The 26899-nt window shown below is 36.9% G+C and carries 20 protein-coding genes and 3 tRNA genes; 21 read left to right on the plus strand and 2 right to left on the minus strand.

Translation table 11 applies throughout. From position 1 onward, the window contains the following. The first annotated feature begins 97 nt into the window (after nucleotides 1–97). The 10 genes from mutS (at nucleotide 98) to P164_RS12615 (ending at nucleotide 15156) form a co-directional block, all read left to right on the plus strand. On the plus strand, nucleotides 98–2722 hold the full coding sequence (gene mutS, locus P164_RS12565) for a DNA mismatch repair protein MutS (RefSeq protein WP_028376690.1): 2625 nt from the start codon (nucleotides 98–100) through the stop codon (nucleotides 2720–2722). An 88-nt stretch (nucleotides 2723–2810) separates the two neighbouring features. Beyond that, nucleotides 2811–2882, plus strand: a tRNA-Gly gene (locus P164_RS12570). A gap of 46 nt (nucleotides 2883–2928) precedes the next feature. Further along, nucleotides 2929–3012 (plus strand) — tRNA-Leu (locus tag P164_RS12575). Between the two features lie 238 nt (nucleotides 3013–3250). Continuing rightward, nucleotides 3251–5131 (plus strand): AAA family ATPase, encoded by a 1881-nt coding sequence (locus P164_RS12585; RefSeq protein ID WP_028376691.1) that lies wholly within the window; start codon nucleotides 3251–3253, stop codon nucleotides 5129–5131. A 391-nt stretch (nucleotides 5132–5522) separates the two neighbouring features. Next, nucleotides 5523–6122 carry a hypothetical protein gene (locus P164_RS12590; protein WP_028376692.1) on the plus strand — a complete coding sequence of 200 codons (600 nt, stop codon included), beginning with the start codon at nucleotides 5523–5525 and terminating at the stop codon, nucleotides 6120–6122. Between the two features lie 77 nt (nucleotides 6123–6199). After that, entirely contained in the window at nucleotides 6200–8638 is a 2439-nt protein-coding gene (locus P164_RS12595; protein ID WP_035899819.1) for a zinc-dependent metalloprotease, read from the plus strand. Nucleotides 8639–8836: 198 nt separating this feature from the next. Then, nucleotides 8837–9283 carry a ferritin-like domain-containing protein gene (locus P164_RS12600; RefSeq protein WP_028376693.1) on the plus strand — a complete coding sequence of 149 codons (447 nt, stop codon included), beginning with the start codon at nucleotides 8837–8839 and terminating at the stop codon, nucleotides 9281–9283. Nucleotides 9284–9462: 179 nt separating this feature from the next. Beyond that, entirely contained in the window at nucleotides 9463–9909 is a 447-nt protein-coding gene (locus P164_RS12605) for a ferritin-like domain-containing protein (protein WP_028376694.1), read from the plus strand. A 287-nt stretch (nucleotides 9910–10196) separates the two neighbouring features. Next, nucleotides 10197–14579: a DNA polymerase III subunit alpha gene (gene dnaE, locus P164_RS12610; protein WP_028376695.1), complete on the plus strand. Its 4383-nt coding sequence runs from the start codon at nucleotides 10197–10199 to the stop codon at nucleotides 14577–14579. Between the two features lie 157 nt (nucleotides 14580–14736). Next, entirely contained in the window at nucleotides 14737–15156 is a 420-nt protein-coding gene (locus P164_RS12615; protein ID WP_028376696.1) for a very short patch repair endonuclease, read from the plus strand. Here the strand turns inward: P164_RS12615 and P164_RS12620 are convergent. Beyond that, on the minus strand, nucleotides 15153–16463 hold the full coding sequence (locus tag P164_RS12620; protein ID WP_028376697.1) for an MvaI/BcnI family restriction endonuclease: 1311 nt from the start codon (nucleotides 16461–16463) through the stop codon (nucleotides 15153–15155). The two genes, P164_RS12615 and P164_RS12620, sit on opposite strands and share 4 nt — an antisense overlap. After that, a complete protein-coding gene (dcm, locus tag P164_RS12625) occupies nucleotides 16426–17661 on the minus strand; it encodes a DNA (cytosine-5-)-methyltransferase (RefSeq protein WP_028376698.1) in 1236 nt (411 codons plus the stop codon). The genes P164_RS12620 and dcm overlap by 38 nt, the downstream gene beginning before the upstream one ends. A gap of 703 nt (nucleotides 17662–18364) precedes the next feature. Between dcm and trxA the strand changes: the two genes are divergently transcribed. The 11 genes from trxA (at nucleotide 18365) to P164_RS12680 (ending at nucleotide 26544) form a co-directional block, all read left to right on the plus strand. Continuing rightward, entirely contained in the window at nucleotides 18365–18691 is a 327-nt protein-coding gene (trxA, locus tag P164_RS12630; RefSeq protein ID WP_028376699.1) for a thioredoxin, read from the plus strand. Between the two features lie 210 nt (nucleotides 18692–18901). Further along, on the plus strand, nucleotides 18902–19447 hold the full coding sequence (locus P164_RS12635) for a ClpP family protease (RefSeq protein ID WP_028376700.1): 546 nt from the start codon (nucleotides 18902–18904) through the stop codon (nucleotides 19445–19447). Between the two features lie 95 nt (nucleotides 19448–19542). Next, entirely contained in the window at nucleotides 19543–20472 is a 930-nt protein-coding gene (locus P164_RS12640; RefSeq protein WP_028376701.1) for a DUF58 domain-containing protein, read from the plus strand. Between the two features lie 114 nt (nucleotides 20473–20586). Then, a tRNA-Asp gene (locus P164_RS12645) sits at nucleotides 20587–20660 on the plus strand. A gap of 250 nt (nucleotides 20661–20910) precedes the next feature. Next, a complete protein-coding gene (locus P164_RS12650) occupies nucleotides 20911–22134 on the plus strand; it encodes a site-specific integrase (RefSeq protein ID WP_316930208.1) in 1224 nt (407 codons plus the stop codon). Nucleotides 22135–22438: 304 nt separating this feature from the next. Further along, on the plus strand, nucleotides 22439–22726 hold the full coding sequence (locus P164_RS12655) for a helix-turn-helix transcriptional regulator (protein ID WP_028376703.1): 288 nt from the start codon (nucleotides 22439–22441) through the stop codon (nucleotides 22724–22726). Between the two features lie 17 nt (nucleotides 22727–22743). Beyond that, nucleotides 22744–23922 (plus strand): VapE domain-containing protein, encoded by a 1179-nt coding sequence (locus P164_RS12660; RefSeq protein WP_028376704.1) that lies wholly within the window; start codon nucleotides 22744–22746, stop codon nucleotides 23920–23922. A 241-nt stretch (nucleotides 23923–24163) separates the two neighbouring features. Next, complete coding sequence (locus P164_RS12665) at nucleotides 24164–25018, plus strand: toprim domain-containing protein (RefSeq protein ID WP_028376705.1); 855 nt, start codon at nucleotides 24164–24166, stop codon at nucleotides 25016–25018. 88 nt (nucleotides 25019–25106) lie between these two features. Next, the gene (gene mbpA, locus P164_RS12670) at nucleotides 25107–25403 is read left to right on the plus strand and encodes a mobilization protein MbpA (RefSeq protein ID WP_028376706.1); all 297 of its coding nucleotides are present in this window, start codon (nucleotides 25107–25109) and stop codon (nucleotides 25401–25403) included. Then, the gene (locus P164_RS12675) at nucleotides 25400–26227 is read left to right on the plus strand and encodes a relaxase/mobilization nuclease domain-containing protein (RefSeq protein WP_028376707.1); all 828 of its coding nucleotides are present in this window, start codon (nucleotides 25400–25402) and stop codon (nucleotides 26225–26227) included. The genes mbpA and P164_RS12675 overlap by 4 nt, the downstream gene beginning before the upstream one ends. Further along, complete coding sequence (locus P164_RS12680; protein ID WP_028376708.1) at nucleotides 26224–26544, plus strand: DUF6730 family protein; 321 nt, start codon at nucleotides 26224–26226, stop codon at nucleotides 26542–26544. The genes P164_RS12675 and P164_RS12680 overlap by 4 nt, the downstream gene beginning before the upstream one ends. The last annotated feature ends 355 nt before the right edge of the window (nucleotides 26545–26899 follow it).

A 26899-nucleotide genomic window follows, 5' to 3' on the forward strand; every position in this document is an offset into this window, starting at 1 on the left:
TTGACAAAAACAAATAACTCTTAGGGGAGTTAGAAGAACTTCCCTGTGATATTCTTTAAATTTATACCCACTAAATATAAATACGGCAACACTAGTTATGTCTAAGAAAAAAGAGAAAACAGTCACTCCTTTAATGAAACAATACAACGGGATCAAAACCAAATATCCTGATGCGTTGTTACTTTTTAGAGTGGGTGATTTTTATGAGACTTTTGGAGAAGATGCTGTAAAGGCTGCCGGTATTTTAGGTATAATTTTAACCAATAGAAATAATGGCGGTGAGCGTACCGAACTTGCAGGCTTTCCTCATCATTCACTAAACACCTATTTACCTAAGCTGGTTAAAGCGGGTTGCCGAGTTGCAATCTGCGATCAATTAGAAGACCCCAAAACCACAAAAACTATTGTTAAACGCGGAGTGACCGAACTTGTAACTCCGGGTGTTGCTTTAAACGACGAAGTACTACAGTCTAAAAGCAATAACTTTCTAGGCGCATTACATTTTGGTAAACGCTTGCTAGGACTTTCTTTTCTTGACGTTTCTACTGGTGAATTTCTTACAACGCAGGGAGATCGCGCCTATGTAGATAAGCTACTTCAAAATTTTAACCCTAGCGAACTGCTTATTAGTAAAAGCAACAAGAAAGAATTTAAAGATAGTTTTGGCACAGATTTTCACGTCTTCTATCAGGAAGATTGGGTGTTTCAAATAGATTTTGCCCGAGAAAGCTTAAATAAACACTTCAATACAAAAACTCTAAAAGGTTTTGGCATTGATGATATAGATGAAGGTATAATTGCGGCCGGTGCAGCACTTCATTATTTAAGTGAGACGCAGCATCACAAACTTCAGCATATTGCACGCATAGGCCGTATTGCTGAAGACGCCTATGTGTGGATGGATCGATTTACCATACGTAACTTAGAGCTATACCAGGGCACTTCTACTAAGTCTATTACACTTTTAGATGTTATTGATAAAACCATATCGCCTATGGGCGGAAGGCTTCTAAAACGATGGCTTGCTTTACCGCTAAAATCAATCGCGCCTATTCAAGAGCGACACGAGGTTGTAGAATATATTTTAAACAATAATGAGTTTTACGACAAGTTATCACAGCACGTAAAAAAAATAGGAGATGTTGAGCGACTTATCTCTAAGGTAGCAACGGGGAAGGTTACACCCCGTGAGATTATTCAGCTTAAAAATTCTTTAGAAGCAATGGTGCCTATAAAAGCACTGGCTCAAAATACAGAAAACGAAGCACTTCAGATTTTAGCAGAAAAAATTAATAATCTGGAGCATTTAAGATCAAAGATTAAAGAGACGCTTACTGAGGATGCTCCGGTAAATGTGATAAAAGGTAATACCATCGCTCCGGGATTTCACGAAGAACTTGACGAACTGAGAGGTTTAGCTACTTCAGGCAAAGAATATCTTGACAAAATGCTTGCCCGAGAGACTGAACGAACAGGCATTACTTCTCTAAAAATAGCTTCAAATAATGTTTTTGGGTATTATATAGAAGTTCGTAATACGCATAAAGACAAGGTGCCAGCAGATTGGATACGTAAACAAACGCTGGTAAATGCAGAACGCTACATCACCGAAGAACTAAAAGAATACGAAGCTAAAATTCTGGGAGCCGAAGAACGCATATTGGGGATTGAGCAACAACTTTTTAATCAGCTTGTAACCTGGATTACTCAATTTATTGACCCTGTACAGACCAATGCTAATACCATTGCGCAGCTAGATTGTTTGCGTTCATTTACATGTCTGGCTAAAGAAAACGAATACTCAAGACCTGTCATTGACGAGTCTTTTGAACTCGAGATCACAGAAGGCCGTCATCCCGTAATTGAAAAACAACTCCCGCTGGGTGAAGTTTATATAGCAAATGACACCTACTTAGATAGAGATACCCAGCAAATGATTATGATTACCGGCCCTAACATGTCTGGTAAATCTGCTATTCTAAGACAAACCGCCTTAATTGTTTTATTAGCACAAATAGGAAGTTTTGTACCTGCAAAAGCTGCCCGTATAGGCCTTGTAGATCGCATTTTTACTCGCGTGGGGGCAAGCGATAACATCTCTATGGGAGAATCTACCTTTATGGTTGAGATGAATGAGACAGCAAGTATTCTAAATAATATATCTAACCGAAGTTTAGTTTTACTGGATGAGATAGGCAGGGGTACCAGTACTTATGATGGCATATCTATTGCCTGGGCAATTAGTGAATATTTGCACGAACACCCAGCACGACCTAAAACATTATTCGCAACCCACTATCACGAACTCAATGATATGTGCGATACCTTTTTACGTATAAAAAACTTCAATGTATCTGTTAAAGAGCTCAAAGACACGGTTTTATTTCTTCGGAAGTTAATTCCGGGAGGTAGTGCGCACAGTTTTGGAATACATGTAGCTAAAATGGCCGGAATGCCGCAACAAGTTTTGCATAGGGCAAACAAAATGCTTGAAAAATTAGAGAATTCAAGCCGAAAAGAAGATCAACAGAAAGTTTTAAAAGAAAATGTCAGTGATGAAATGCAGCTTAGCTTTTTCAATCTTGACGACCCACTTTTAGAAGAAATAAAAGAGGAAATACTTCATATTGATATAGATACACTAACGCCTGTTGAAGCTTTAATGAAATTAAATGAGATAAAAAGAATGCTTATTCGAAGTAAAAAAAATAAGGTTTCATAAAGATTTAATTTTTTTTCAGAATTTGCTTTGCAGATTGAAGAAATCTTGTAAATTTGCATCCGCATTAAGCGACATAGTTTAATGAATTGCGAAAGTAGCTCAGGGGTAGAGCATCACCTTGCCAAGGTGAGGGTCGCGGGTTCAAATCCCGTCTTTCGCTCTAATAGTTTCACCATATATAAAATGGTGTTTAATTGAAAGCCCACGCTCGGGTGGTGGAATTGGTAGACACGTTGGACTTAAAATCCAATGAACATTAGTTCGTACGGGTTCAAGTCCCGTCCCGAGTACATAGCGAAAGCCCTAGTAAACACTAGGGCTTTCCTTGTTTTAAGCCTTTTTTCAGACTATGAAATTTCATTTAAAAAAAATGAAATTGCAACTGTAAACGAAACTTTTTTTATTGGACTCAACCTCTTATTAACCTGTATTATAATTCGTTATATATAAAATTTATTGGATTTTGTACTCTACTCGTATTTAATCTTGAAAATACCTTTTCATTCTTTAAAAGAACTTAATAAAACCATGAGTACATATATAGACTTAAATTCTTTCAAGAAATTCTTAGAAATTCTTATAGAACATTTAAAACAAATTCAATTAGACAATGATTTGGAAAATCAATTCAAAGACTTTCTAGTATACTTAAGAAAAGAAACTTTTAATGAAACCTATTATGAAAATTTCACTAGTTGGAATTTAAATAATTTCTTTATCTCCTTCCTTCCAGGGGAACTTGATCCGGAAACCTTAAAGTCCAATATTGGTTTAGGAAATAACATATCCCATTTAATCGAAAAACTCACTAATGCCCACAAAAATCATATAAATAAAGTGATTTTAGAATTTGAATTTCTAGAACAAATTGGGCACTTGCAAAGCAATTTGGTAATTATTGGCGCAAATGGCAGTGGAAAAACTAGCTATATCAATTATTTTAAGGATAATCTGAAAAATTTAGGAGTAACAATTTCCGCTCAACGTTGGTTAGTGATGGAAAATATTCAACAAATAAACCCTCTCGCAGATACTAGCTCCAATTTGCGTAAAACTCAACAAGGAGCTAAAACTTTTAAAGAGACTAGGCATTCTGAGATCATTCTAAGTGAAATGAATGTTTTACTAAAAAGCTTAATATCCGAAAATGCACAATATAATCAAGTCACTATAAACAGACTTAAAAAAAATCTGCCCACTAATCGTGAGCCCTTACCAAAACTTTACAAACTCATTGAAATTTTCAATTCCTTATTTCCTAAAATAGAAATGTCAATTGAAGATGGTATTTCAATTACTTTTAAAAGAAAACCAGAAAAGACTGAATATCTTTCGATAATGTCATTAAGTGATGGTGAAAAAACAACTATATATTTGACTTCTCAGGTCTTACAAGCACCGCGATCATCTTTTATATTAATTGACGAACCTGAAATGCATCTTCACAAATTAATGGTTGAAGAAATTTGGGATAGACTTGAAATAGAGCGACCAGACTGTAAATTTGTCTATCTAACTCACGATTTAAATTTTGCATCTTCAAGAATAAATTCAAAAAAAATATGGATAAAAAAATTTAAATATCCAAATCAATGGGAGCTTGAGCAAATACCCACAGAGGATGACTTTCCAGAGGAGTTAGTAATGGAAATAATTGGTACTGAGCAACCCATTTTATTTTGTGAAGGTGATAAAACCAATAGTTATGATTATAAACTATTAAAATTACTATTTCCGAAATACAAAATAAGACCTGTTGGTGGATGCTCCCAAGTCACGAGCTATACTAAAATTGTCAATAATAAGCTTGAATTAAGTAAAAACGCTGTTGGGTTAATAGATGCTGATCATAGACCAGAAGAAGCCCATGAAAAACTTAAAGAAAACAAAATCTATATTTTAAAAGTTTCAGAAATTGAAAATTTGTTTTTAAACGATAAAATCTTGAATCTGATAATGTCATCAAAAGGTTTAACGGAAATTGATGAAAAAATAGGTGTATTTAAGAATGAAGTATTAAAAAGACTCGATGAGAATAAAAATGATCATGCAATAAAATATGTTTCATCTAAGATGAACCTATTTAATGAAAATCATTTTGGAAAGAATTTAACTTTACAACAGCTAAAACAGGAATTCATTAAACACACAGAAAAATTTGAAATTGAAAAATGGCATCTTGAAAGATTAGATTTGATAAATAAAATAATCCTTGAGGAAGACTATCCATCAGCGATAAAAATTTACAATGACAAGAGTTTACTTGAACTTGCTAACACATCTCTACGTATTACAGATTTAGTAGCAGAAGTTTATGATTTACTCATCTTAAATGATTATGATGGGAAGAAAATCAAAAAAATATTACTTACCAATTTCCCTAAAGAGATTTCAGAATTAGTGGTTTAAAATTTTTGAAACACTGTAATATTAAAACCAAACAAAAGTGCTATTGACTAGCTTAAAGATTCAATTTACTTTAGCAGAATTAAAATTAAAGCAACTGTAATCGAAACTTTTTTTTAAAAAATAATGTAAGTCATTAAAAATATAACTCGTAAAATTGCGGCTTGAGAGATATTAGGGTTGGATTTTTAAAACTTAAAATCCAATGAACATTAGTTCGTACGGGTTCAAGTCCCGTCCCGAGTACAAAAGCCTCCTCAACAGGAGGCTTTTTTTATTGGTAATTTATTAACTAAATAGCAATGCTATTTTGGTTATTTTTGCAGCCTAGAATTAAAAAAACTCCCCTACATAATAGCTCTATTTTTTCGTATATAAGAAAATTGACACCATTATGCTCTTTAAATTTTTTAAAAGATCAAAATCTAACGATAACGGTCTTCAACATAATATTTTATTTGCGCCAAATTACCTCGTAAAAACCAAGGCTCATAAAGATAGAACCGAGTACGTAATGGGCGGCCACTCAATACTTAATATTGAGCACGAGGATGGTAAAAATATAGGTTTGTATTTTGATGTTACCCGAACTCAGAATGCAAATAAATTAAGCCTTACAGATGATGACTCTTTACATCTGGGATTTCAAAGTCTTTTAGATACTAATTATCTTATTCTGGGTACACGTAAAAATTTAGCTCAATCTAAAGTTGGTGATAAACTCACGCTCAAATTTAAAGATGGCAACGCTATAACGCTAACTTTAGAATCCTGTTCAAGTATAGCAAAAGAAAAAAAAGGATATGCTTGCAACCTTCGAACTGAAATTTCAGATGAGGTGCTACATCTTTTCACCACTAAACTTGTAGAATCATACTCTTTCGAACTTCAGAATTCAAAAGAACCAGTAAACAAATCATTCAACGCAGACTCGAGAAGAAAATTTAGAGAAGCAGCGCAATCCTTCTTATTTGTGCTTCAGAAGCACTATTAGCATGCGCTGAAATTTCTGTAAATTTTGCAGTGTAGATTTAGTTACGATTCTGTAAATTATGCATCAAAAACAACAAGATGCTAAGAAAACTCGTATTACTACCTCTCCTATGTATTTTACTCTACAGTTGCAAATCTCAAAAGCTCCCGATTAAAGCTTCCACAGCGATTGAAACTAAAGACAAAAAGGATTCTAAACTCAAACCTTACGACAAGGTTGTAACTAAAGAAGCCTTAAGCGACCAAGGTCTTTTCACAACACATACCGTTGATGAAAAACTCTATTTTGAAATCCCAGATAGCTTATTAGGCAAAGACATGCTTTTAGTAAGTCGTATTGCAAAAGTTCCCTCTGGTTTTGGCGGTGGTTATGTTAATGCAGGTTCTAAAGTAAATGAGCAGGTGGTACGCTGGATAAAACGCGGAAACTATGTTGACCTAAAAGTAATTAGTTTTGAAAATGAAAGCGACGAGAACAGCCCGATCTCAAAATCTGTAGAAGCAAATAATTTCTTCCCTATACTCTACAGTACAGCTATAGCCGCAAAAAGTAAAGATTCTACAAATCTCGTTATTGAAGTAACAGACCTATTTACAAAAGATATTGATGCTATAAACGGTGTATCTTCAAGACTACGCAAAGAATATAAGATTAAAAAACTAGATGGAACCAGATCATATATCGAGTCTGCTGCCGCTTTTCCTAAGAATGTAGAAGTTAAACACGTAATGACTTATGATGCAGAGGAGCCGCCAGAGCGCGATCAAGCCGGTACCCTAACTTTGCTAATGAATCAATCTATGGTTCTTCTTCCAGACGATAAAATGCAACCGCGACTTGCAGATGATCGTGTAGGCTGGTTTACTTCTAAAAAATACAATTACGATTCTGAACAGTTAAAAGCAGATGATTATAAAATTATTCGCCGCTGGAAATTAATACCTAAAGATATCGAAGCCTACAAAAGAGGTGAACTGGTAGAACCCGTAAAACCCATCATTTATTATTTAGATCCTGCAACTCCGTTAAAGTGGCGCCCCTACTTCAAGCAAGGTATTGAAGACTGGAACAAAGCCTTTGAAGTTGCCGGCTTTAAAAATGCAATTATCGCTAAAGACCCACCTTCTGCCGAAGAAGACCCTGAGTTTAGCCCTGAAGATGTGCGCTATTCAGTGATTCGATACGTGGCAAGCACAACGCGTAATGCTGTAGGACCTTCTGTATCTGACCCAAGAACGGGTGAGATTATAGAAAGTGATGTGATCTGGTATCACAACCACCTACGCTCCTACCGTAACCGCTTTATGATTGAAGCCGGAGCTCAAAACCCGGCTGCACGTACTTTAGAAACTCCTGAAGCAGAAATAGGTGAGATGATGCGTATGGTTATTGCTCACGAAGTAGGTCACGCATTAGGCTTACCTCATAATATGAAAGCAAGTTCAGCATATCCTACAGATTCGCTACGTATTGCTTCTTTTACCCAGAAATACGGACTCACACCATCTATTATGGATTATGCACGTGTAAACTATGTAGCGCAACCCGGAGATGATGGCGTACGCTACATACGCATGATGGGACCGTACGATTTATATGCTATCAACTGGGGATATAGGTATATTCCTGAAGCATCAAGCTCTATAGAAGAAAAACCTACTTTAGATAAGTGGATTCTTGAAAAAGCAGGAAACCCGTGGTATGAATTTGGAAGCGCTAACGGTATAGACCCGCATTCTCAAACCGAAAGCCTGGGAGATGATAACATCAAAGCCAGCAGCTATGGTTTAGCTAACATGAAGAAAGTAGTGCCTAATTTTATAAACTGGACTACCAAAGACGGCTACGGCTATGATGACTTAAGCGAAGTATATGGAGAATTAGCCCGTTTATGGCGCGGTTATATCAACCACGTAGTTACTAATGTAGGCGGCGTTTACGAAACTATAAAAACTTCAGATCAGAACGGTGTGGTATATCAACCGGTGCCTAAAGAAGTTCAACAGGAAGCTGTAGAATTTTTAAACGATAACGCATTTACAACCCCGCAGTGGCTATTAAATAGAGATATATTAGATCGTATTGAAGCAGACGGCGCTATTGAGCAGGTTAAAAGTGTACAAATTTATGCGCTTAGCAATTTACTATCAGACAAGCGTCTTACCCGTATGATTGAAAATGAGCAGAAAAATGGTGCATCTGCATATTCGGCGGTTACATTAATGAATGATTTAAGAAAAGGTATTTTTAACGAATTGTATCAAGGTCAAAAAACTGATGCATACCGCAGAAATCTGCAACGTAAATATGTAGAAATCGCTACCTCTTATCTAGGCGAACTTGAAAAAGACAATCAAGAGATTTTAATATCAGACGTATTGCCTCTTATGCGCGGTGAACTTACGCAGCTACGTTCAGATTTAAATTCACGTAAAAACAACTCTAGAGACACGTTGACCAGGTACCATTACGCAGATTTAATCGCACGTATAGATGCCGGCTTTAAGGTAGATTAAACAGCTACTTCCATTCTATAGATAACGCTTCTCCTATTTAGGGGAAGCGTTATTTTTTTAACAAAAAACTTCTTAAACCCCGTGTTAATTTGACTTAAAAGCGGTTAAAACCTGTTAATTCTGAAAATTGAATTTTTTTTCGATATAAATTGAGGTGTGTTTTAGAATAACCTAAAGCAATTCAATAAAAAAAATACTATGAGTTATACAGATGATATGGGCAAAAAGCTCAACGAATTACTAGAGAAAAATTACGATGCTGAAGCAGGGTATAAAAATGCTGCTGAAAAAGTTCAGAATTCAGCATTAAAAAATTATTTATTAAGTCGCGCACAAGACCGCTATGATTTTGGTCATGAATTAAAAACTGAACTGAGTAATCTTGGTCAGGAGCCAGATAAAGGCACTAGTCTTGCTGGAGATGCTCACCGCCTGTGGATGGATTTAAAAACTGCATTGACCTCAGACAAGGATGAAGCAGTTTTAGAAGAAGCGATACGTGGTGAAAAAACTGCCCTGGAAGAATACAATGAGATTATAAAAAATGGTGAATTACCATTATCTACAACAAACATAATAGCAAAACAACGCGACAGTGTACAAAATGCATTGACGGAAGCTAAAGCCCTTGAAACTTTAGCATAAAATATATTTAAGTTAAGTCTCATTAGCAAGAAATTCTAAAAGTGTTAAACACCTGATATAGAAGTTAAACACTCTTAATTTATTTGCTTCTGGCGGCTTAACTTAGTATCTTAAAGTAAACGTAGACGAAACACATTACCTTAATAAAAACGTTTCGATAATTTAAAAGAAGTTAGAAGATGAAGTTCACAGAAAAAATTTCGAATAAGTTAAATGAATTATTAACCAAGAATTACGACGCGGAAGCAGGTTACAAGTTAGCTTCAGACCATACCAAGAATGGAACTTTGACAGAATACTTTAATCGTAAAGCAAAAGAGCGTTATGATTTTGGCCACCATATAAAAAATGAAATCAAAGCTTATGGTGAGACTCCTGAAAAAGGAACAAGTCTGGCAGGCGATGCACATAGAGCGTGGATGAATATAAAATCTACAGTGTCTAGTAACAGCGACGAAGCGCTTTTAAAAGAAACGATACGTGGGGAAAATAACGCTATAGAGGAGTATAAAAATATTCTGAGCGAACCACATCTACCTCCTACAACTGAAGCCATTTTAAAATCTCAATTAGGAGTTATAGAAAGCACACTAGAAGAAGTAAAAGCCTTTGAAATAATGGCATAAAATCTGTTTATTTGAATTAGCCAAAATAAAAATAAACTCTAAAATCCCCTTCAATAGTCAACTATTGAAGGGGATTTTTTTTATGATACATACGTTAATAACTCCTCAAAAGTTAACTTTTTAAAGCCTCTGTTTTTCTTTAATTTTAAACTTTTAGCCCATTTTTATTTCGGTCTTAGAGCACAGCGTTTTAAGAAGTTGATCTAATATTTTTCTAAAATTATTTTGACAGCTTTAGCTGTCAAACGATTCAATCCTCGACTATCGAGTAATTCAAAGAGAACCAGATGTACCTAATTTTTGATACAGAAACTACCGGCTTACCTAAAAACTGGAACGCTCCCCTTACCGATTCTGACAACTGGCCAAGAGCCATACAAATCGCGTGGCAGCTTCACGATGACATGGGTAACTGCATTGAGCACGAGGATTATTTAATACGTCCTGATGGTTTTGACATTCCTTTTGATGCAGAACGCATACATGGTATTTCTACGGAATTGGCTCAACGAGATGGATTACCTCTCGGCGAAGTTCTGGGGAAATTTAAAGCTGCTTTAGACAAGACAAAATTTGTAGTGGGTCAAAACGTAGGTTTTGATTTAAACATTATGGGTGCAGAATTTCACCGGCTTGATGTTACAAACCAATTACAAGAACTACCTGTTTTAGACACCTGTACCGAAAGAACCGCGCAACTGTGTCAAATTCCCGGAGGTCGTGGAGGAAAATTTAAACTTCCTACACTTACCGAATTACACCAGTATTTATTCAACAAGCCTTTTTCTGAAGCGCATAATGCTACTGCCGATGTGGAAGCGACCACACGTTGCTTTTTTGAACTGGTACGCCGTCGCATATTTACTCAGGAAGAATTAGATGTAACGGCAGGTTATTTTGAAAACTTTTCAGAAGCTAATCCGCAGCCGATTCAATTTATCGGGCTTAAGCATATAAATCTTAAGAAAGCTTCCGAAGAAATACGCAAAACGCTACAAAAAGTAGATCAGGCAGATATTTCTAAAGAAGAAATTAAGGAAAACAAAGCCCAACTTGCCAAGGTAGATTTTGTGCATTTGCACAACCACTCGCAGTTTTCGATCCTTCAGTCTACTTCTAGTGTACACGATCTGGTTGCTGCTGCAAAAAGACATCAGATGCCCGCAGTCGCCATTAGCGATATGGGAAATATGATGGGTGCCTTCCACTTTGTGAAAGCTTTGACTGCACATAATAAAGGTGCACTTGCTAAAAATGAAGAGTTAATCGCGGCAGGCGAAGAACCTACAGAAACCATTATAAAACCTATTGTTGGGATCGAACTCAACGTATGTCAGGATCATAAAAATAAAAGCCAAAAAGACAACGGCTATCAGATTGTGTTTATCGCCAAAAACAAAAAGGGCTATCACAATCTCGCAAAAATGGCTTCGCTTGCTTATACAGACGGGTTTTACTACGTACCGCGTATAGACCGGGAGATTGTAGAGCGCTACAAAGAAGACCTTATCGTACTTACTGGTAACTTATATGGTGAAGTACCCAGTAAAGTGCTCAATGTAGGTGAAAAGCAAGCTGAAGAGGCCTTACTCTGGTGGAAAGGTACCTTTGGTGAAGATCTCTATATCGAGATTATGCGTCACGGGCAGGAAGATGAAGACCGGGTCAACCAGACTTTGGTGGAATTTTCTAAAACTCATGATGTAAAACTAGTCGCCACAAACAACACCTTCTACATTGAGAAAGAAGATGCTTCTGCTCACGATATTTTATTGTGTGTAAAAGATGGGGAAAAGGTTGCGACACCAAAAGGTCGTGGGCGTGGGTATCGTTTTGGTCTGGATAATGAAGAATATTATTTCAAGTCTGCCGAAGAAATGAAGGCCCTGTTTACAGATCTGCCGGAAGCGATAAGCAATGTGAGTGAAGTTGTAGATAAGATTGAAGCTTTTGTATTAGCGCGTGATGTCTTATTACCTGCATTTACGATTCCTGAAGAATTTAGGTTTGAAGAAGATAAACTTGATGGCGGAAAACGCGGGGAGAATAAATACCTCAAGCACATCACATTTGAAGGAGCTAAAAAGCGCTATCCAGACTTAACTCCCGAAATTGAAGAGCGACTCAATTTTGAGTTGAGCGTTATTGAGAATACGGGATATCCGGGTTATTTCCTGATTGTAGAAGATTTCATTCGCGAAGCACGTAATATGGATGTTTCGGTAGGTCCCGGCCGGGGTTCTGCTGCTGGTTCTGCGGTAGCTTATTGTCTGGGAATTACAAATATTGACCCTATTAAATACGATCTGCTTTTTGAGCGTTTCTTAAATCCAGATCGTGTGAGTATGCCCGATATTGATATCGATTTTGATGATGAGGGCCGAAGCCGGGTTATGGATTATGTAATCAATAAATATGGTGCTAATCAGGTGGCGCAAATTATCACCTACGGTACCATGGCAGCAAAATCATCAATTCGAGATACCGCCCGGGTGCTTGATCTTCCGTTAGGAGATGCAGACCGCATTGCCAAGCTGATCCCCAACATGTCGAAGCTTGCCAAGATTTTTGGACAAAGTGAAGCCGAATTAAAAAAGAAATTTCGTTCTGATGATCTTATAAAGGTAAACGAACTCCTCAACCTTGCCGAAGGTGATGATCTTGAGGGCCAAACCTTGCGAAGAGCACGCCAGCTTGAAGGTTCGGTGCGTAACACGGGTATTCACGCCTGTGGGGTAATTATCACGCCCGATGACATTACCAATTTCGTCCCGGTGTCCACAGCAAAAGACTCCGATTTATACGTTACGCAATTTGACAACTCGGTAGTAGAAGAAGCCGGTCTGCTAAAAATGGACTTCCTGGGTCTGAAGACCCTTACCCTGATCAAGGATACTGTAAAACTTGTAAAACACAAACACGGTATTGATCTAGATCCCGATAATTTTCCGCTAGATGATGCAAAAACCTACGAACTCTTTCAGCGGGGGGATACGGTAGGGATATTTCAGTATGAATCACCCGGGATGCAAAAACACATGCAGGCGTTAAAGCCTACCGTTTTTGAAGATCTCATTGCTATGAACGCTTTGTATCGCCCGGGCCCTATGGAATACATCCCGAGCTTTATTGCGCGTAAACACGGGGACGAAGAAATACAATACGATTTACCTGCCATGCAGGAATATCTTGAAGAAACTTACGGGATAACCGTATATCAAGAGCAAGTGATGCTTTTGTCACAGAGTCTTGCAGGCTTTAGTAAAGGTGATGCCGATGTCTTGCGTAAAGCGATGGGTAAAAAGATTTTATCGGTACTTGATAAGATGAAACCCCAATTTCTGGAAGGTGGTGAGAAAAATGGCCATCCTCGAGAGGTTTTAAATAAAATATGGAAAGACTGGGAAGCTTTTGCTGCCTATGCTTTTAACAAATCGCACTCTACCTGTTATGCGTGGATTGCCTACCAGACCGCTTATTGTAAGGCCCACTACCCTGCCGAATATATGGCTGCGGTACTGTCTAACAATATGAACGACATCAAACAGGTTACTTTCTTTATGGAAGAATGTAAACGTATGGGACTCGAAGTATTAGGGCCAGACGTGAATGAATCGTTTAGAAAATTTACCGTAAACGACCGCGGCGCGGTACGTTTTGGTATGGGAGCTGTAAAAGGTGTGGGAGCAAATGCAGTACAAACCATCGTTGACAATCGTAAAGACGGGCCGTATCGTTCTGTGTTTGACCTTGCAAAACGCATCGATTTACGGGCTGCAAATAAAAAAGCTTTTGAAAGTCTGGCACTCGCCGGCGGGATGGATAGTTTTACCACTACCCACCGCGCGCAGTATTTTAAAGACGAGGGCGATGGTATTACCTTCCTTGAAAAAGCAGTGAAATATGGAGCTAAATTTCAGGAAAATGAGAATTCGTCTCAGGTAAGTTTATTTGGCGATGCCAGTGAAGTGCAAATCCCGGAGCCGGTGGTGCCTCCCTGTGAAGAATGGGGAACGATGGAAAAACTACGTCGCGAGAAAGAAGTGGTGGGTATTTACATTAGTGGGCACCCGCTAGATGATTTTAAATTAGAAATGGAAAATTTCTGCAACGGTAAGATTAGTGATTTTAACAACCTTGATAATCACCTTAACCGTGAACTTACCATTGGTGGGGTAATTAGCGATGTGCAGCATCGGGTTTCTAAGAACGGAAAAGGCTGGGCTGCATTTACTGTTGAAGATTTTGAAGAGTCTTTTGAGTTTAGAATGTTTGGCGAAGAATATTTAAAATTCAGGCACTTTTTAATCCCAAATTCCTTTGTGCATATGCGTGTGTTTATTCGCGAGGGCTGGGTAAACCGCGATACCGGCAAAAAAGGCGATCCGCGGATGCAGTTTAACAACTTTATGCAATTGCAGGATGTGATGGAAACGTTTAGTAAAAAACTCACCATAAACCTCGATTTAAAAGAAGTGCAAAGCGGGCGCATTGACGAGCTGCGTGAAACCTTATTTAATCACCGCGGGGATCACAATCTGCATTTTTACGTCTTTGAATCTGATGAAAAAATCGCATTGCAGATGCCCAGTCGTAAGAAAAAAGTAAAAATAAGTAGTGCTTTGTTAAATGAATTGAAGGCACAGCGGTTTAGTTTTAAACTCAATTAATAGGCTTTTACATCATTAGCTTTGCTGTTTGGGCGTTCCCTAACGGTCGGGCTATACACTGCAATCTCCTTGTTGCAACGGGCAACAAGGAGGATTTACGCTGCTATCCCTAACGCGAAGAGGAGATGAATTTTAAGTTAAACTGACTTTAATATAAATGGCAGACGTTCACGATAAAAAAACACGTAGTTACAACATGAGTCAGATTAAAGGATCTGACACGAAATCTGAAATGATTGTCCGTAAATATTTACACGGAAAAGGTTTGAGGTTTCGACTACACGACAAATTTCTACCTGGAAAGCCAGATCTTGTATTTAAAAAATATAAAACGGTAGTTTTCATAAATGGATGCTTTTGGCATGGTCATGAGGACTGCAAGTATTTTACGATACTAAAAACCAGAACTGATTGGTGGAAAGATAAAATATTCAAAACTAAAGAAAGAAATCAGCTTATAGTCGAAAAACTAGAAGCAACCGGATGGAAGGTTATTGTTGTTTGGGAGTGTAAACTAAAATCTAAAAATCAATCAAAAAGCTTAGAAAAACTACATAGAAAAATAATTGCCACTTAGATTATTGATAAATCTATTGTTTCATTTTTTTTATAAAGATTAGGCAGAAATCTTGATTTGATTCTGAATTGACTTCTCTTTTTAACCTTTGGCTTGGTTGACATATTTTCTAATTTTATTCCAGGATCGTAATAAATATTTCCATTAGCCATTTGCATAAGAAAAAGTTGGAAATCTGTTCCTGTTCCTAAAATTATATTATTCCCATATTTATACTTTCTGTCACCTTTTATATCTGAAAGGGAGGGCACATAGCAAGCTTTATCATGTTTTCTGTTCCAATGTAAAAGCATTGATGAAAAACTCCAAGAAGCAGCTTCATTTCCCTTCTGGTCGACTAATGAAATACTCCCGTTTGAATTTCTAATTTTTCCACTTTCTTTATCAAAGCCAATTAATTTCATTTCCAATTTCGTCGTTGGATGTAATATTCCTGCTTTGTGAACACCTCCAAAATTCATTCTGTCGGGTCGACCTAATTTATCAGGGTAGCCATAAGTTTTAACAAAATATTCTGTTCCCTCAGATTTGTAAAGACCATCTGTAGGTTCAGGGGTCATCAGTGTTATAACAGAAGAGTTGATATTTTTAAATTTTTGAACACCGAATTGTTTGATTTCCCAACCCATGTAATCAGGTTCGGAATATCCATTTGGTGTAATCCCTAATTCAGCCTCAAGTGTATACCCACCACAATTTGAAGCACGACAAGGCAAAATATTACTATCTGAATCTAAGCGTTTAGAGTCTATCCAACCTTTATTGTAAATTCTCGTCAACTCTTTCAATAAGAGTAAACGATTATTTACGGTTTGAGGTAATTCCATCACAAAAAACACACCGCTTTCAACCAAATTTTCCTCTTGGATAAATTCTTTTGCTATCTCAGATTCGGGGTGAACTACATGGCCAAGAACTGTTCCGCTTTTACTTACTCCTATAAATAATAATCTATCAGCAAGTCTTTGAGTCATTAATTCAGAAGGCGCATTTCTAGATCCTAAAAGAAATCCTGAAAATCGTACTTCTGGATATTTAGGGTAAAGAATTAGTTGAGAATGATTAGCAGGTGATAAATCACCTGTATCTGTAATCCACGAAAAGTTTAACGAGGCTTTAAAACGTTCTCTACTCCAATCTCCAGCTCCTACAGTTGTGATGCCTGAAATTGGCAATATATTTAGGATCTCAAAATTCCCTCCGAAATATACTTGGTTTTTAGAATTGTCGTTAGGTGACAGTTTTTTAATATAGATTTCATCGCACCCATTATTGATGAACAGAGACTTTAGTTTTTTTAGATTCATTGATTTTCAGAAGTTCTTTTACAATGTTCTTACTAACAGCCTGAATTAGAGGCATGGCTACAGAATTACCGAATTGTTTATATGCTTGATTATTAGAAACAGGAATAACAAAATCATCAGGAAAACCTTGAATTCTGGCACATTCTCTCGGTGTTAATCTTCTTGGATTTTCACCTTTTTGTGGAATTAAAATCTCAGCACCATCTTTATAATATCTCGCACTCAAAGTTCTTGAAACACCATTTAAGTCGGTTAACCCGAAGCCAAAACCGTTTCCTTTAGCTTGATGTTTTTTCTTGTATTCCTGAAGATAATTCCACAATTTATCAGACAAAGTATACTTATTATCAACCTTATTCTCTAAAATCTCTTTTACAGCAAGATCAGCTTCAGGTGGCTTAGGAAATTCAAATTCTTCATTTCCTTTAAATACTTTTCTATCGAATCCAACAATAATGATACGTTCTCTATGCTGCGGCACATAATATTTAGCATCTAAAACCTTATAATGAATTGAATAACCTAACTCTTTTAATGTCTCTGTAATAACTTTAAAAGTTTTCTTTTTATCATGAGAAACTAAATTTTTCACATTTTCCAACATGAAAACTTTTGGCCTTTTGTACTCGATTATCCTAGCTATGTCAAAAAATAATGTCCCCTGTGTTTTGTCTAAAAATCCGTGTTGCCTACCCAATGAGTTTTTTTTCGAAACCCCAGCTATTGAAAATGGCTGACAAGGAAAACCTCCAAGTAATATATCATGGTCAGGTATTTCTTTTTCTGAAATTTGTGTTATGTCGCCAAATGGGACTTCTCCAAAGTTTGCTTCATAAGTTTTTTTTGCAAAAGAGTCCCATTCACTGGTGAAAACACATTTACCGCCGTTATTTTGATAAGCAAGACGAATTCCACCAATTCCTGCAAACAGATCAATAAATTTGAATTTCGGTGTCTTTGGCGGAGGAAAAGGCACATCCCATTTAATAGGCAAGTAATATTGAAAATTAGGTTCTTCAGTTAGATCCAAACTTTCGTGCAACTCTGATAAATACTCCTGAGCGTTCGTCTTATAATATTCTGAAACTCCATTTTTATGATTTTGGAAATAATGCGTTAAATGAGCCATCTCGTTAGTAGTTTTCTTATCTACAACGATTTGTAATTTTTCTCTTATGTCAGAATATTTTTTACCCATTTTGTTTTTAGAATAGTCAAGAATATAAGTTTTTAAATTTATTTAAAAACGAAATCAATGAGATTTTTAGAGTGTTAATTTGATAAGTACAAAATTCCACTTTAAACTTCTAATACCAAAAAATGATTATCTAATAAATTCAACTCTTCTGAGAAATCACATTAAAAACTGATTATCGAAAATAATAGCGTAAGGGATAGCAGTGAAAAGCCCACAGCGAGGCACGAGCGCGGACTTGTAACGCATAGCCCGCCCCGAAGGGTTACGCCCAGATCATTGTAAAAATTTTAAATTTTATATCTTCATGCTGAACTTATTTCAGCATCACTACTCCTAAGATCTGCAACTTTAAATTAACTTATGGTGACGAAACTATCGTAAATCCGCGTAAGGGATAGCAGTGAAAAGCCCGCAGCGAGGAACGAGCGCGGACTTGTAACGTATAGCGCGACCCGAAGGGTTACGCCCTAAAAATTAAAATCGCACGTTACAATCCCGGAATATTAGAGATTTCAATCTTCTAGAAGCAAAAAATAGTACTTCAATTTAAAGACAGTTTAAGAAATGCTTATATTGTTTAGGCAAAAGGCTGTATTATTAATCAATATAACTGATAAAATCATAGTCAAATCTAATTCGTTGATTGTAAGCTTTAGATAAATAATTGACTAATTTTACATTAATAACCTAAATAAAAAATAAAATGGCACTAGAAATAACTGACGCAACATTTGACGAAGCTGTACTACAATCTGATAAACCGGTACTTGTAGACTTTTGGGCAGCATGGTGTGGCCCTTGTAGAATGGTAGGCCCCGTTATTGAAGAAATAAGCAAAGAATATGAAGGCAAAGCCGTAGTAGGTAAAGTTGACGTTGATGCTAACCAGGAATTTGCAGCAAAATATGGTGTACGTAACATACCTACAGTTTTGATGTTTAAAAACGGTGAGGTTGTAGGTCGCCAGGTAGGTGTTGCCCCTAAAGCTACTTATACTGAGGCTTTAGAAGGTTTACTTAGCGAAGCATAAGAAAACATTTTTAAAATAGAATAAAAAGGTTTGGCTTCATGTCAAACCTTTTTATTTTGTCTGTAAACTATAAATTAATGCCTGCGACACTTCTCTAATTTTATAAGCAAATCTTAAACTTATTGTTTATACTTGTTAAGGCGATTAAAAAAATTGTTCCGAAATTTATACACTGTTTAGCTGAACAGTATCTGAAATAAAAATTATACAATGGAAAATAAAAAAGGAAAACCACAAGATCTTATTGATGCTAAGTTACTGGAAGAACGTAAAGTTTTTCTTTGGGGACAGGTAGATGACAAGAGTGCCAAGCACGTTGTTGACCGTCTTATGTATTTAGATGCAATAAGCCATAAAGAAATTCAATTATACATTAACAGCCCAGGTGGTTATGTGACTGCCGGCTTCTCTATTTACGATACGATTAAATCTATAAAAAGTCCGGTTTCTACAATATGTACCGGTCTTGCTGCCAGTATGGGAAGTATCTTACTTTCGGTAGGTGAGAAAGGTCGTCGTTTTATACAGCCTCATGCTCGTGTTATGATACATCAGCCTAGTGGTGGTGCGCGTGGGCAGGCTAGTGATATTGAAATTACAGCTCAGGAAATTTTAAAAACTAAAGAATTGAGCGCAAAAATTCTTGCAGATAACTGCGGTCAGGATTTTGAAAAAGTAATGAAAGATTTTAACCGTGACCACTGGATGGGCGCAGAGGAATCTGTTTCTTACGGAATCGTTGACGGTGTAATCTAAAACCTCCTTGTAAACAGTCTCAGTAAGCGGTTGATGCTCTTGAATTTTTATTTCTAGGCATACCGCTAACTGAGACTGTATTTTTATATCACCCTATGGATTTTCAAACGCACCTTAATGCTATTGCCGGTTTTAACAACCTAGAGCTTCTGGCCGGTCAGGTTGTTGAAGGGTTTATTAGCGGGATGCACAAGAGTCCGTTTCACGGGTTTTCTGCAGAGTTTGCAGAACATAAAGTATATAACGCCGGCGAAAGCACAAAACACATAGATTGGAAGCTTTATGCGCGTACAGATAAACTCTATACAAAGCGCTACGAGGAAGAAACAAACCTGCGCTGTCATCTTATCTTAGACAACAGCAGCAGTATGCACTACCCTGCACTACCCTCTTCAGGCTTAAACAGCCCAAATAAAATTGCCTTTTCGGTATTAGCGGCGGCGGCTATTATGCAATTGATGAAAAAACAGCGGGATGCGGTAGGCTTAAGTATATATGCTGAAAATTTTGAGTATTATGCCCCCGAGAAAGGAAGTGAGCGTCATCATCATATGTTGCTTAATCAATTAAATCAAACACTGGTAAAGCCTAACAATGCGGTAAAAACAGATACCTACGCTAATCTTCACTTCATAGCAGAAAAACTGAAACGCAGATCGCTTGTGTTTTTATTTAGTGATTTGTTTCAAAATGAAATTGAGCAGGAAAAAACCTTTGAAGCGTTGCAGCATTTAAAATATAATAAGCACGAGGTCGTACTTTTTCATACCTATGATAGCGCTACAGAATTAAATTTTAATTTTGACAGTACGCCTAAACGTTTTAAAGATGTGGAAACCGGAAAGCATATTGATGTCTTTTCAGACAACTTAAAAGAAGACTATAAAAAACTGGTAAATGCTTATTTTGAGGCTCTTAAATTACGCTGCGCACAATACCGTATAAAATATGTGAAGGCAGATATACAGCGAGGCTTTGCTCCTATATTGAGTACATTTCTAGTAGAACGCAAACAGTTTTTATAAAAATTAAAAAAAGTTTCATTTTTTGTTTGCACACTTAAAAAATGGATGTATATTTGCACCCGCAAGAAAGGAAATGATCACCGCTTCTAATCTTCAAAAGTTCTTAAAATATTTGGTCTGGTAGTTCAGTTGGTTAGAATACATGCCTGTCACGCATGGGGTCGCGGGTTCGAGTCCCGTCCAGACCGCTAGGAGTTATTCCAAATTCCTATAAAAGCCTGTAAATCATATGATTTACAGGCTTTTTCATTTTATTTAATGTCGTTTGATATCAAATAATTCCATCAAAAAGGTGAGTGATTCGGTGAGTCTTTTTAAACTCAAAAAAGACTCACCGCGAAACCGTATAAAGTGTTAAAATAAAAGGACTTACATGTTTTCTTTAACACTTTTTAATTAGGACTTTTGTATTTTAAATCCCTCATTTAAAAGACAAAAATGATGGCAAGTTCTATTTCAATACTTTTCTATCCAAAAACTTCAGCTAAGAAATCATTAAAGGCAGCTACTATTTACGCGCGAATCACTGTAGATTCAAAGCGTAGCGAGTTTTCAACCCAACATAAGGCAACTGAAAAATGGGATCCCAAACTAGGAAAGATGACGGGTACTAGTGCAGAAGCTCGAATGGTGAACCGACACTTAGACGATGTTCGAACTAAAATCTATGAGATTTATGACCGGTTAATTCGAGAAGATAAGCCTGTTTCCGCTCAGATTATCCGGGATATCTATCAAGGTAAAGATGATGAGCAAAGAATACTTCTAGAGCTATTTAAAGAGCATAATGACCGTATTGAGAGTCTTATCGGCAAAGGATATTCAAATGGCACCCTACAACGTTACAAAGCAGCCCGTACGCATTTAGAGAATTACTTGCTTTTTCTTAAAAAGAAAAATGATATCGCATTACGAGAAATTGACTATCAGTTTATATCTGGTTTTGAACATTATCTAAAATCTCAAAAGAACTGCGCTCACAATACGGCAACAAAATATATTGTCAATTTCAAAAAAATTATGCGCATAGCTTTGGCTAATCAGTTTATAGATAAGGATCCTTTCTTTCATTGGAAATCAAACTGGAAAACTAAAGAGCGTGAGTTTTTAACTTCAACAGAACTAAATACGCTAGCTCAAAAAGAGTTCTCAATAGTGCGCCTGGAACAAGTGCGAGATATTTTTCTTTTTTGCTGCTTTACCGGCCTTGCGTATGCAGATGTAAACAAACTCTCCTCCGATGATATTATACTCGGATTAAATGGAGAACGATGGATTAAAACTAAGAGACAAAAAACGAATACGTTAAGTAGCATTCCCATTCTACCAACAGCCGAGCAGATTTTAAATAAGTATAGTGATCACCCGTGCAGATTGAAGGATAATAAATTATTACCCGTACTCACAAATCAAAAGTCGAATGCGTATTTGAAAGAAATAGCAGATGTCTGCGGAATTAGCAAAACGCTGACCACACATCTGGCTCGCCATACCTTTGCTACAACGGTTACTTTATCTCGTGGTGTACCCATGGAAACAGTAAGCAAAATGCTCGGCCACACCTCTATCAAGACCACACAACTTTATGCTAAAGTACTGGATTCGAAAATTGGAGCAGATATGGATCTTCTTAAAAAGCAAGCTCCAATATTAAAAGAATAAGTGTTTTTTAGCCTTAAATATGAAAACAGATATCACTCAACGTGTTAATAACTCAAGTTTTGACCTATTTCGCCAATTTTATCTGATGTTAATTAGAGTTACTTGAATGATCCACAAATTCAATTCAATAAATTCTGAAACCATTTAAACGTATTTCATTACAAATTATTGATTTTCAGTTATTTGTGAATAACTATTTATTAAAAATCTCCTATTCCTCTATTCCTATTTCTACTTTTATTTCAGGAATTCTAATAAAACAAACAAAGCGCTTTGTTCACTATTCACTTTCAAATCGAATACGATGAACACAATTAAATTAGACGAAAGGCTTGAGCGAATTGAATTGCTTTTATTAGCCAATAAGAAGGTACTTACTCTTGAAGAAGCTTGTGATTATACAGGTATATCCCGTAGCTATCTTTACAAATTAACTTCAACAGGAATGATTCCCCACAGTAAACCGAGTGGAAAGCTTATTTACTTTGAACGGGAAGAGCTTGAACACTGGTTAATGCAGAACAAGAAGTTCTCAGATTCAGATTTTAAGGAGTCTGCTGCGCATAAATCAAAAGAGGAAAGAAATTCATAGACCTATAAACCATAGCTATGAAAAATCACAAACTCTATCAAGTAGCAGATCCTAAGAAAAAGACGGTTTACGATTACACCATTGAGTACCTTTTTGAGAAGTACGACATTCTTTACAATGAAATCTCGCACGATTTTCAAATCTCTTTGAAACAGAAAAAGCAATGGAGCTATCTAAATCTAAATTCACTAATCATTGAACTAACCAAAGCCGGGATAGATATCAGTACTTCTAAATTGGAAATTCTGATCAAATCGGAGCTGATTGATTCCTATAATCCGATAAAAGAATATTTTGAATCTCTGGAGGCTTGGGATGGCAAAGATCACATCGAGAAGCTCGCTTCATTTGTGCCGCTTTATGAACACGAAGTATTCGTTTATCATTTCAAGAAATGGCTGGTTAGAGCTATCAAATGTGCCTTGGAGCCTGCGTATTTCAATAAGCAGGCTCTAATTATCAGTCATAGCGGCCAAAGCTCAGGTAAATCAACCTGGTGCCGATATCTCTGCCCACCGGAATTAGCCGAATATATGGCCGAAGACATCAATAGCGATAAAGATGCGCGTATTCAATTGTGCAGAAATTTTCTTTATAATCTCGATGAGCTGGCTGTACTTTCGAAGAATGATGTGAATGCGCTTAAAGCTTTTTTCTCAAAGACTTTTATCAACGAGCGTTTGCCCTATGACCGCAAGAATACCATACTACCCAGAATTTGCTCCTTTATGGGTTCGACCAATATGTCTTCCTTTTTAAATGATGAAACAGGTTCTGTGCGTTGGTTGTGTTTTGAACTGATGGGACCAATCGATTTTGATTATAAGAAAGAAGTAGCTATTCGAGACGTCTGGAGTCAGGCTTATCACTTAGCCTATAAAGATCCCAATTTCAATTCGGAGCTCACCGTAAAAGATGTTAATGAAAATGAGGAGCGCAACCAGCGGTATACCAAAATGACCACCGAGCAGGAACTTATTGCCAAGTACTATGAAAAGTCTACCCACGAAAAAGATTTTGTAACGGCCACAGACATTATGGTGAGCCTGAATTGTCTGAATATACGCATTAGTCAGATCAATCTGGGACGTGCCCTTTCAGGCTTTGGTTTTCAGAAGATCAAACACCCGAAACGCAGGATTTACGGGTACTTAGCAAAGCGGAAGTTTATAGAATCGCCTTACGAACTAGGCTGATGAAAGAAAAAAGAATAAATCCTCTTACCATTCTACCACAAATCCTCTAAGACCCTATAAACAGTAGGCTCATTTGTGGTAGGATCTTAAGAAGTCATCTTACCACAATCCTACCCATCTTACCCCAAATGTGTGGTAGGATGGGTAGGATGAAAAAAGGACTTACCCAGATCATTAAGCCCCGTGTTTACTGGGATGGGTAAGATGGTAGGATGTTTTGGAATTTTTAAACTATTTACAGATGAAAAAAGAAAAACTATCGTGTGAAAATGCCCGAAAAATTCCCATCGAAAAGGCGCTGGAATTTTTAGGACACCTTCCCACTCGCAATTCGGAAAAGGAAGCTTGGTTTCTAAGTCCCCTGCGGTCAGAAACCCAAGCATCCTTTAAAGTTTCCAAAAAACTAAACTGCTGGTACGATCACGGATTGGGGATTGGCGGGAACATCATAGATCTCATTTGTGAGCTTTCAAAAGTATCGGTGAGTCAGGCTCTAGAAATTTTAGCTCAACTTAAAACAGTGAATTACGATCTTTCAAAACAGCAACGTTCTAATTTAAAGGAATCTGGAATTGAAATCAAAGATGTAAAATTCATTCAACATCCAGCTTTATTACAGTATTTGACTAAACGAAAAATCAGCCTGACTATAGCTAATACCTTTTGCAGGGAGGTTCATTATACTATTGGTAATAAATATTGTTTTTCCATTGGACTCAAAAACAATTCTGAAGGATGGGAACTTAGAAACAAATATTTCAAATCTTCAAGCTCACCAAAAGATCTGACTTGGATCAAAAATGAATCCCAGAATTTGATGGTTCTGGAAGGAATGTTTGATCTATTATCACTGATAACAATCTATCCAAATTTAAAACGAGAAGCTGACTTTTTGATTTTAAACTCCATTGCTTTTGCAGACAAAGCACTTCCCATTTTAGATAATTATAAAACGATAGAGCTCTATTTGGATCGGGATGAGGCCGGAAGAAAAACCACAGCTTTCTTCTTGAATTCAACGCCAAAATGCATTGATAAATCTGAGTTCTATTCTGCTGAAAAAGACCTGAATGTCTGGCTGATGAAAAGGAAATAAAACTGATTTCTGGAGAGCAGGGCAAGATGTGTGGCTGTGGCCACAATCTTGCTTTGCTCCCGATGGTTGCAAAGAAAAAATACAAACGATGAAACGAGCACTTATCAAATTCAGATGCAGCGTATATGAGAAAAAACTGCTGCAGGTAAAAGCAAAAGCTGCAGGTAAAAGCCTTAGTGCTTTTTGCCGAAATAGCCTAATGGAACAACAGATCATAGAGCGGATGAATGAAGATTATATCAAGACCTATAAAATGCTGGTGAAGTATCACAACAACTTTAAACGTATTGGAAATATGTATAAAAAAGGGAATCCAAAGCTCAGTGAGGAAGTAGTTCTGGTGGCTGAAGAAATCAAGAAACATCTTAAAAGCATCATCCCATGATAGGCAAAGGAAGTTCCATATCTAGTACACTCGGAGCCTTGAGATACGGTAATAATCCAGATAAAGAAGCGGAGCTGGTATACAGTCACCTAATCATTGGAGATACTGCAGAAGAAATCACCAGAGAGTTTGAAGCGGTACAACACCTGAATCAAAACTGTGAGCGCAATACCTTGAGTTTTATTCTAAGCCCAACAGTTAAAGACGGAGCAAATATGAATAATGAGGATTTAGGCAAACTCACTAAAACCTTTATTCAACACATGAAATTACAAGACCGACAGGCAGTGGGGTATGTGCATCGCGATAAAGAGCATACCCACGTGCATCTATATGTTAATCGTATTGATCTAAATGGAAAAGCGTATAAGGATAGTTTTATTGGCAAACAAAGTCAATTGGCAGCAGAGCGAACTGCAAGGGAACTGGGAATTCAAACGGTAAAAGATGTTCAGTATGAAAAGAATCTAGCGCTCGGGAGCATCCGAAGTGAACTACAGAAGGCACACGAGCAAACTATTGGCAAGGAAGGAGCTAAAGATTTACAAACATACATCAACCGAATGCAGGAAAAACAGATTACAGTAATCCCGGTCATTAATAAATCAAAAGAACTTCAGGGTTTTCGATTTGAATATAACGGGCAAAGTTTGAAAGGAAGCGAAGTGCACCGATCGATGTCAGCAAGCAATTTATTGAAATCAATAGTTCGTCAAAAAAATGTTCTAATTGGTGGAAAAAGTATTCCTATAGCACCAAGTCTGGTTAAAGCAATTGCTAAAAGAGTAATCAAACTAGTAATCAATAAAGGAATTGGAATATGACTAAATTAGAAATCCTATCAGAACTGCTCGTGGAAGAGCTACACAGCTTTAAGGAAGAAGTCAACCGTCTAGAAAAGATTGAAAAAAGCCTAAAGGATACGTCAATAAAAGCAGATAGCACCCAGATAGAAAAGCTGATTGCGGATCATTTTAGAAAACTGGAAGTTGATCAAACTGCTCAACAGGAAAACCGAGAAGAAATATTGAAAATTATTAAGCATTCCCGGACGATTCCCAATTGGCTTATTGTACTAGTTCTAATTCTAATTCTTTTTCTTTCACTAGCATTTGCTATAGCTTACCTCTTGCTGCACTGATTCAAAAATAGAATTAATTTTTTCTTTCAAAAAAACCTGTCTTTAGTGAAGGCCTTTTCGAAAGAAAAAATGATGGGAAAGGTTTGGGGTTTAAATCGAAGAGTTAATTTTTTAAGGGTTTTCTCACGTTACGGAGTTAACTGTATCTAACGTTCCGGGCTCAAACGCTTAAATCGCATTTAATAGGCTTGTAGGTAGTACGTTTGGGCAGTTCATTGATAAAAGAAATTTCAATAATAGGCCTGCTCCCCCGTTTTTAAAAAATATCAAAGCGTTCTCTGCAGTTTCAATTTGATACACCTGCTGTGCTATTTACATCTTGAGGTGTTCGTTAGCCGGCATTTGATCGGTGCGT

It is taken from the genome of Leeuwenhoekiella sp. MAR_2009_132 (assembly GCF_000687915.1).
Lineage (GTDB): Bacteria > Bacteroidota > Bacteroidia > Flavobacteriales > Flavobacteriaceae > Leeuwenhoekiella.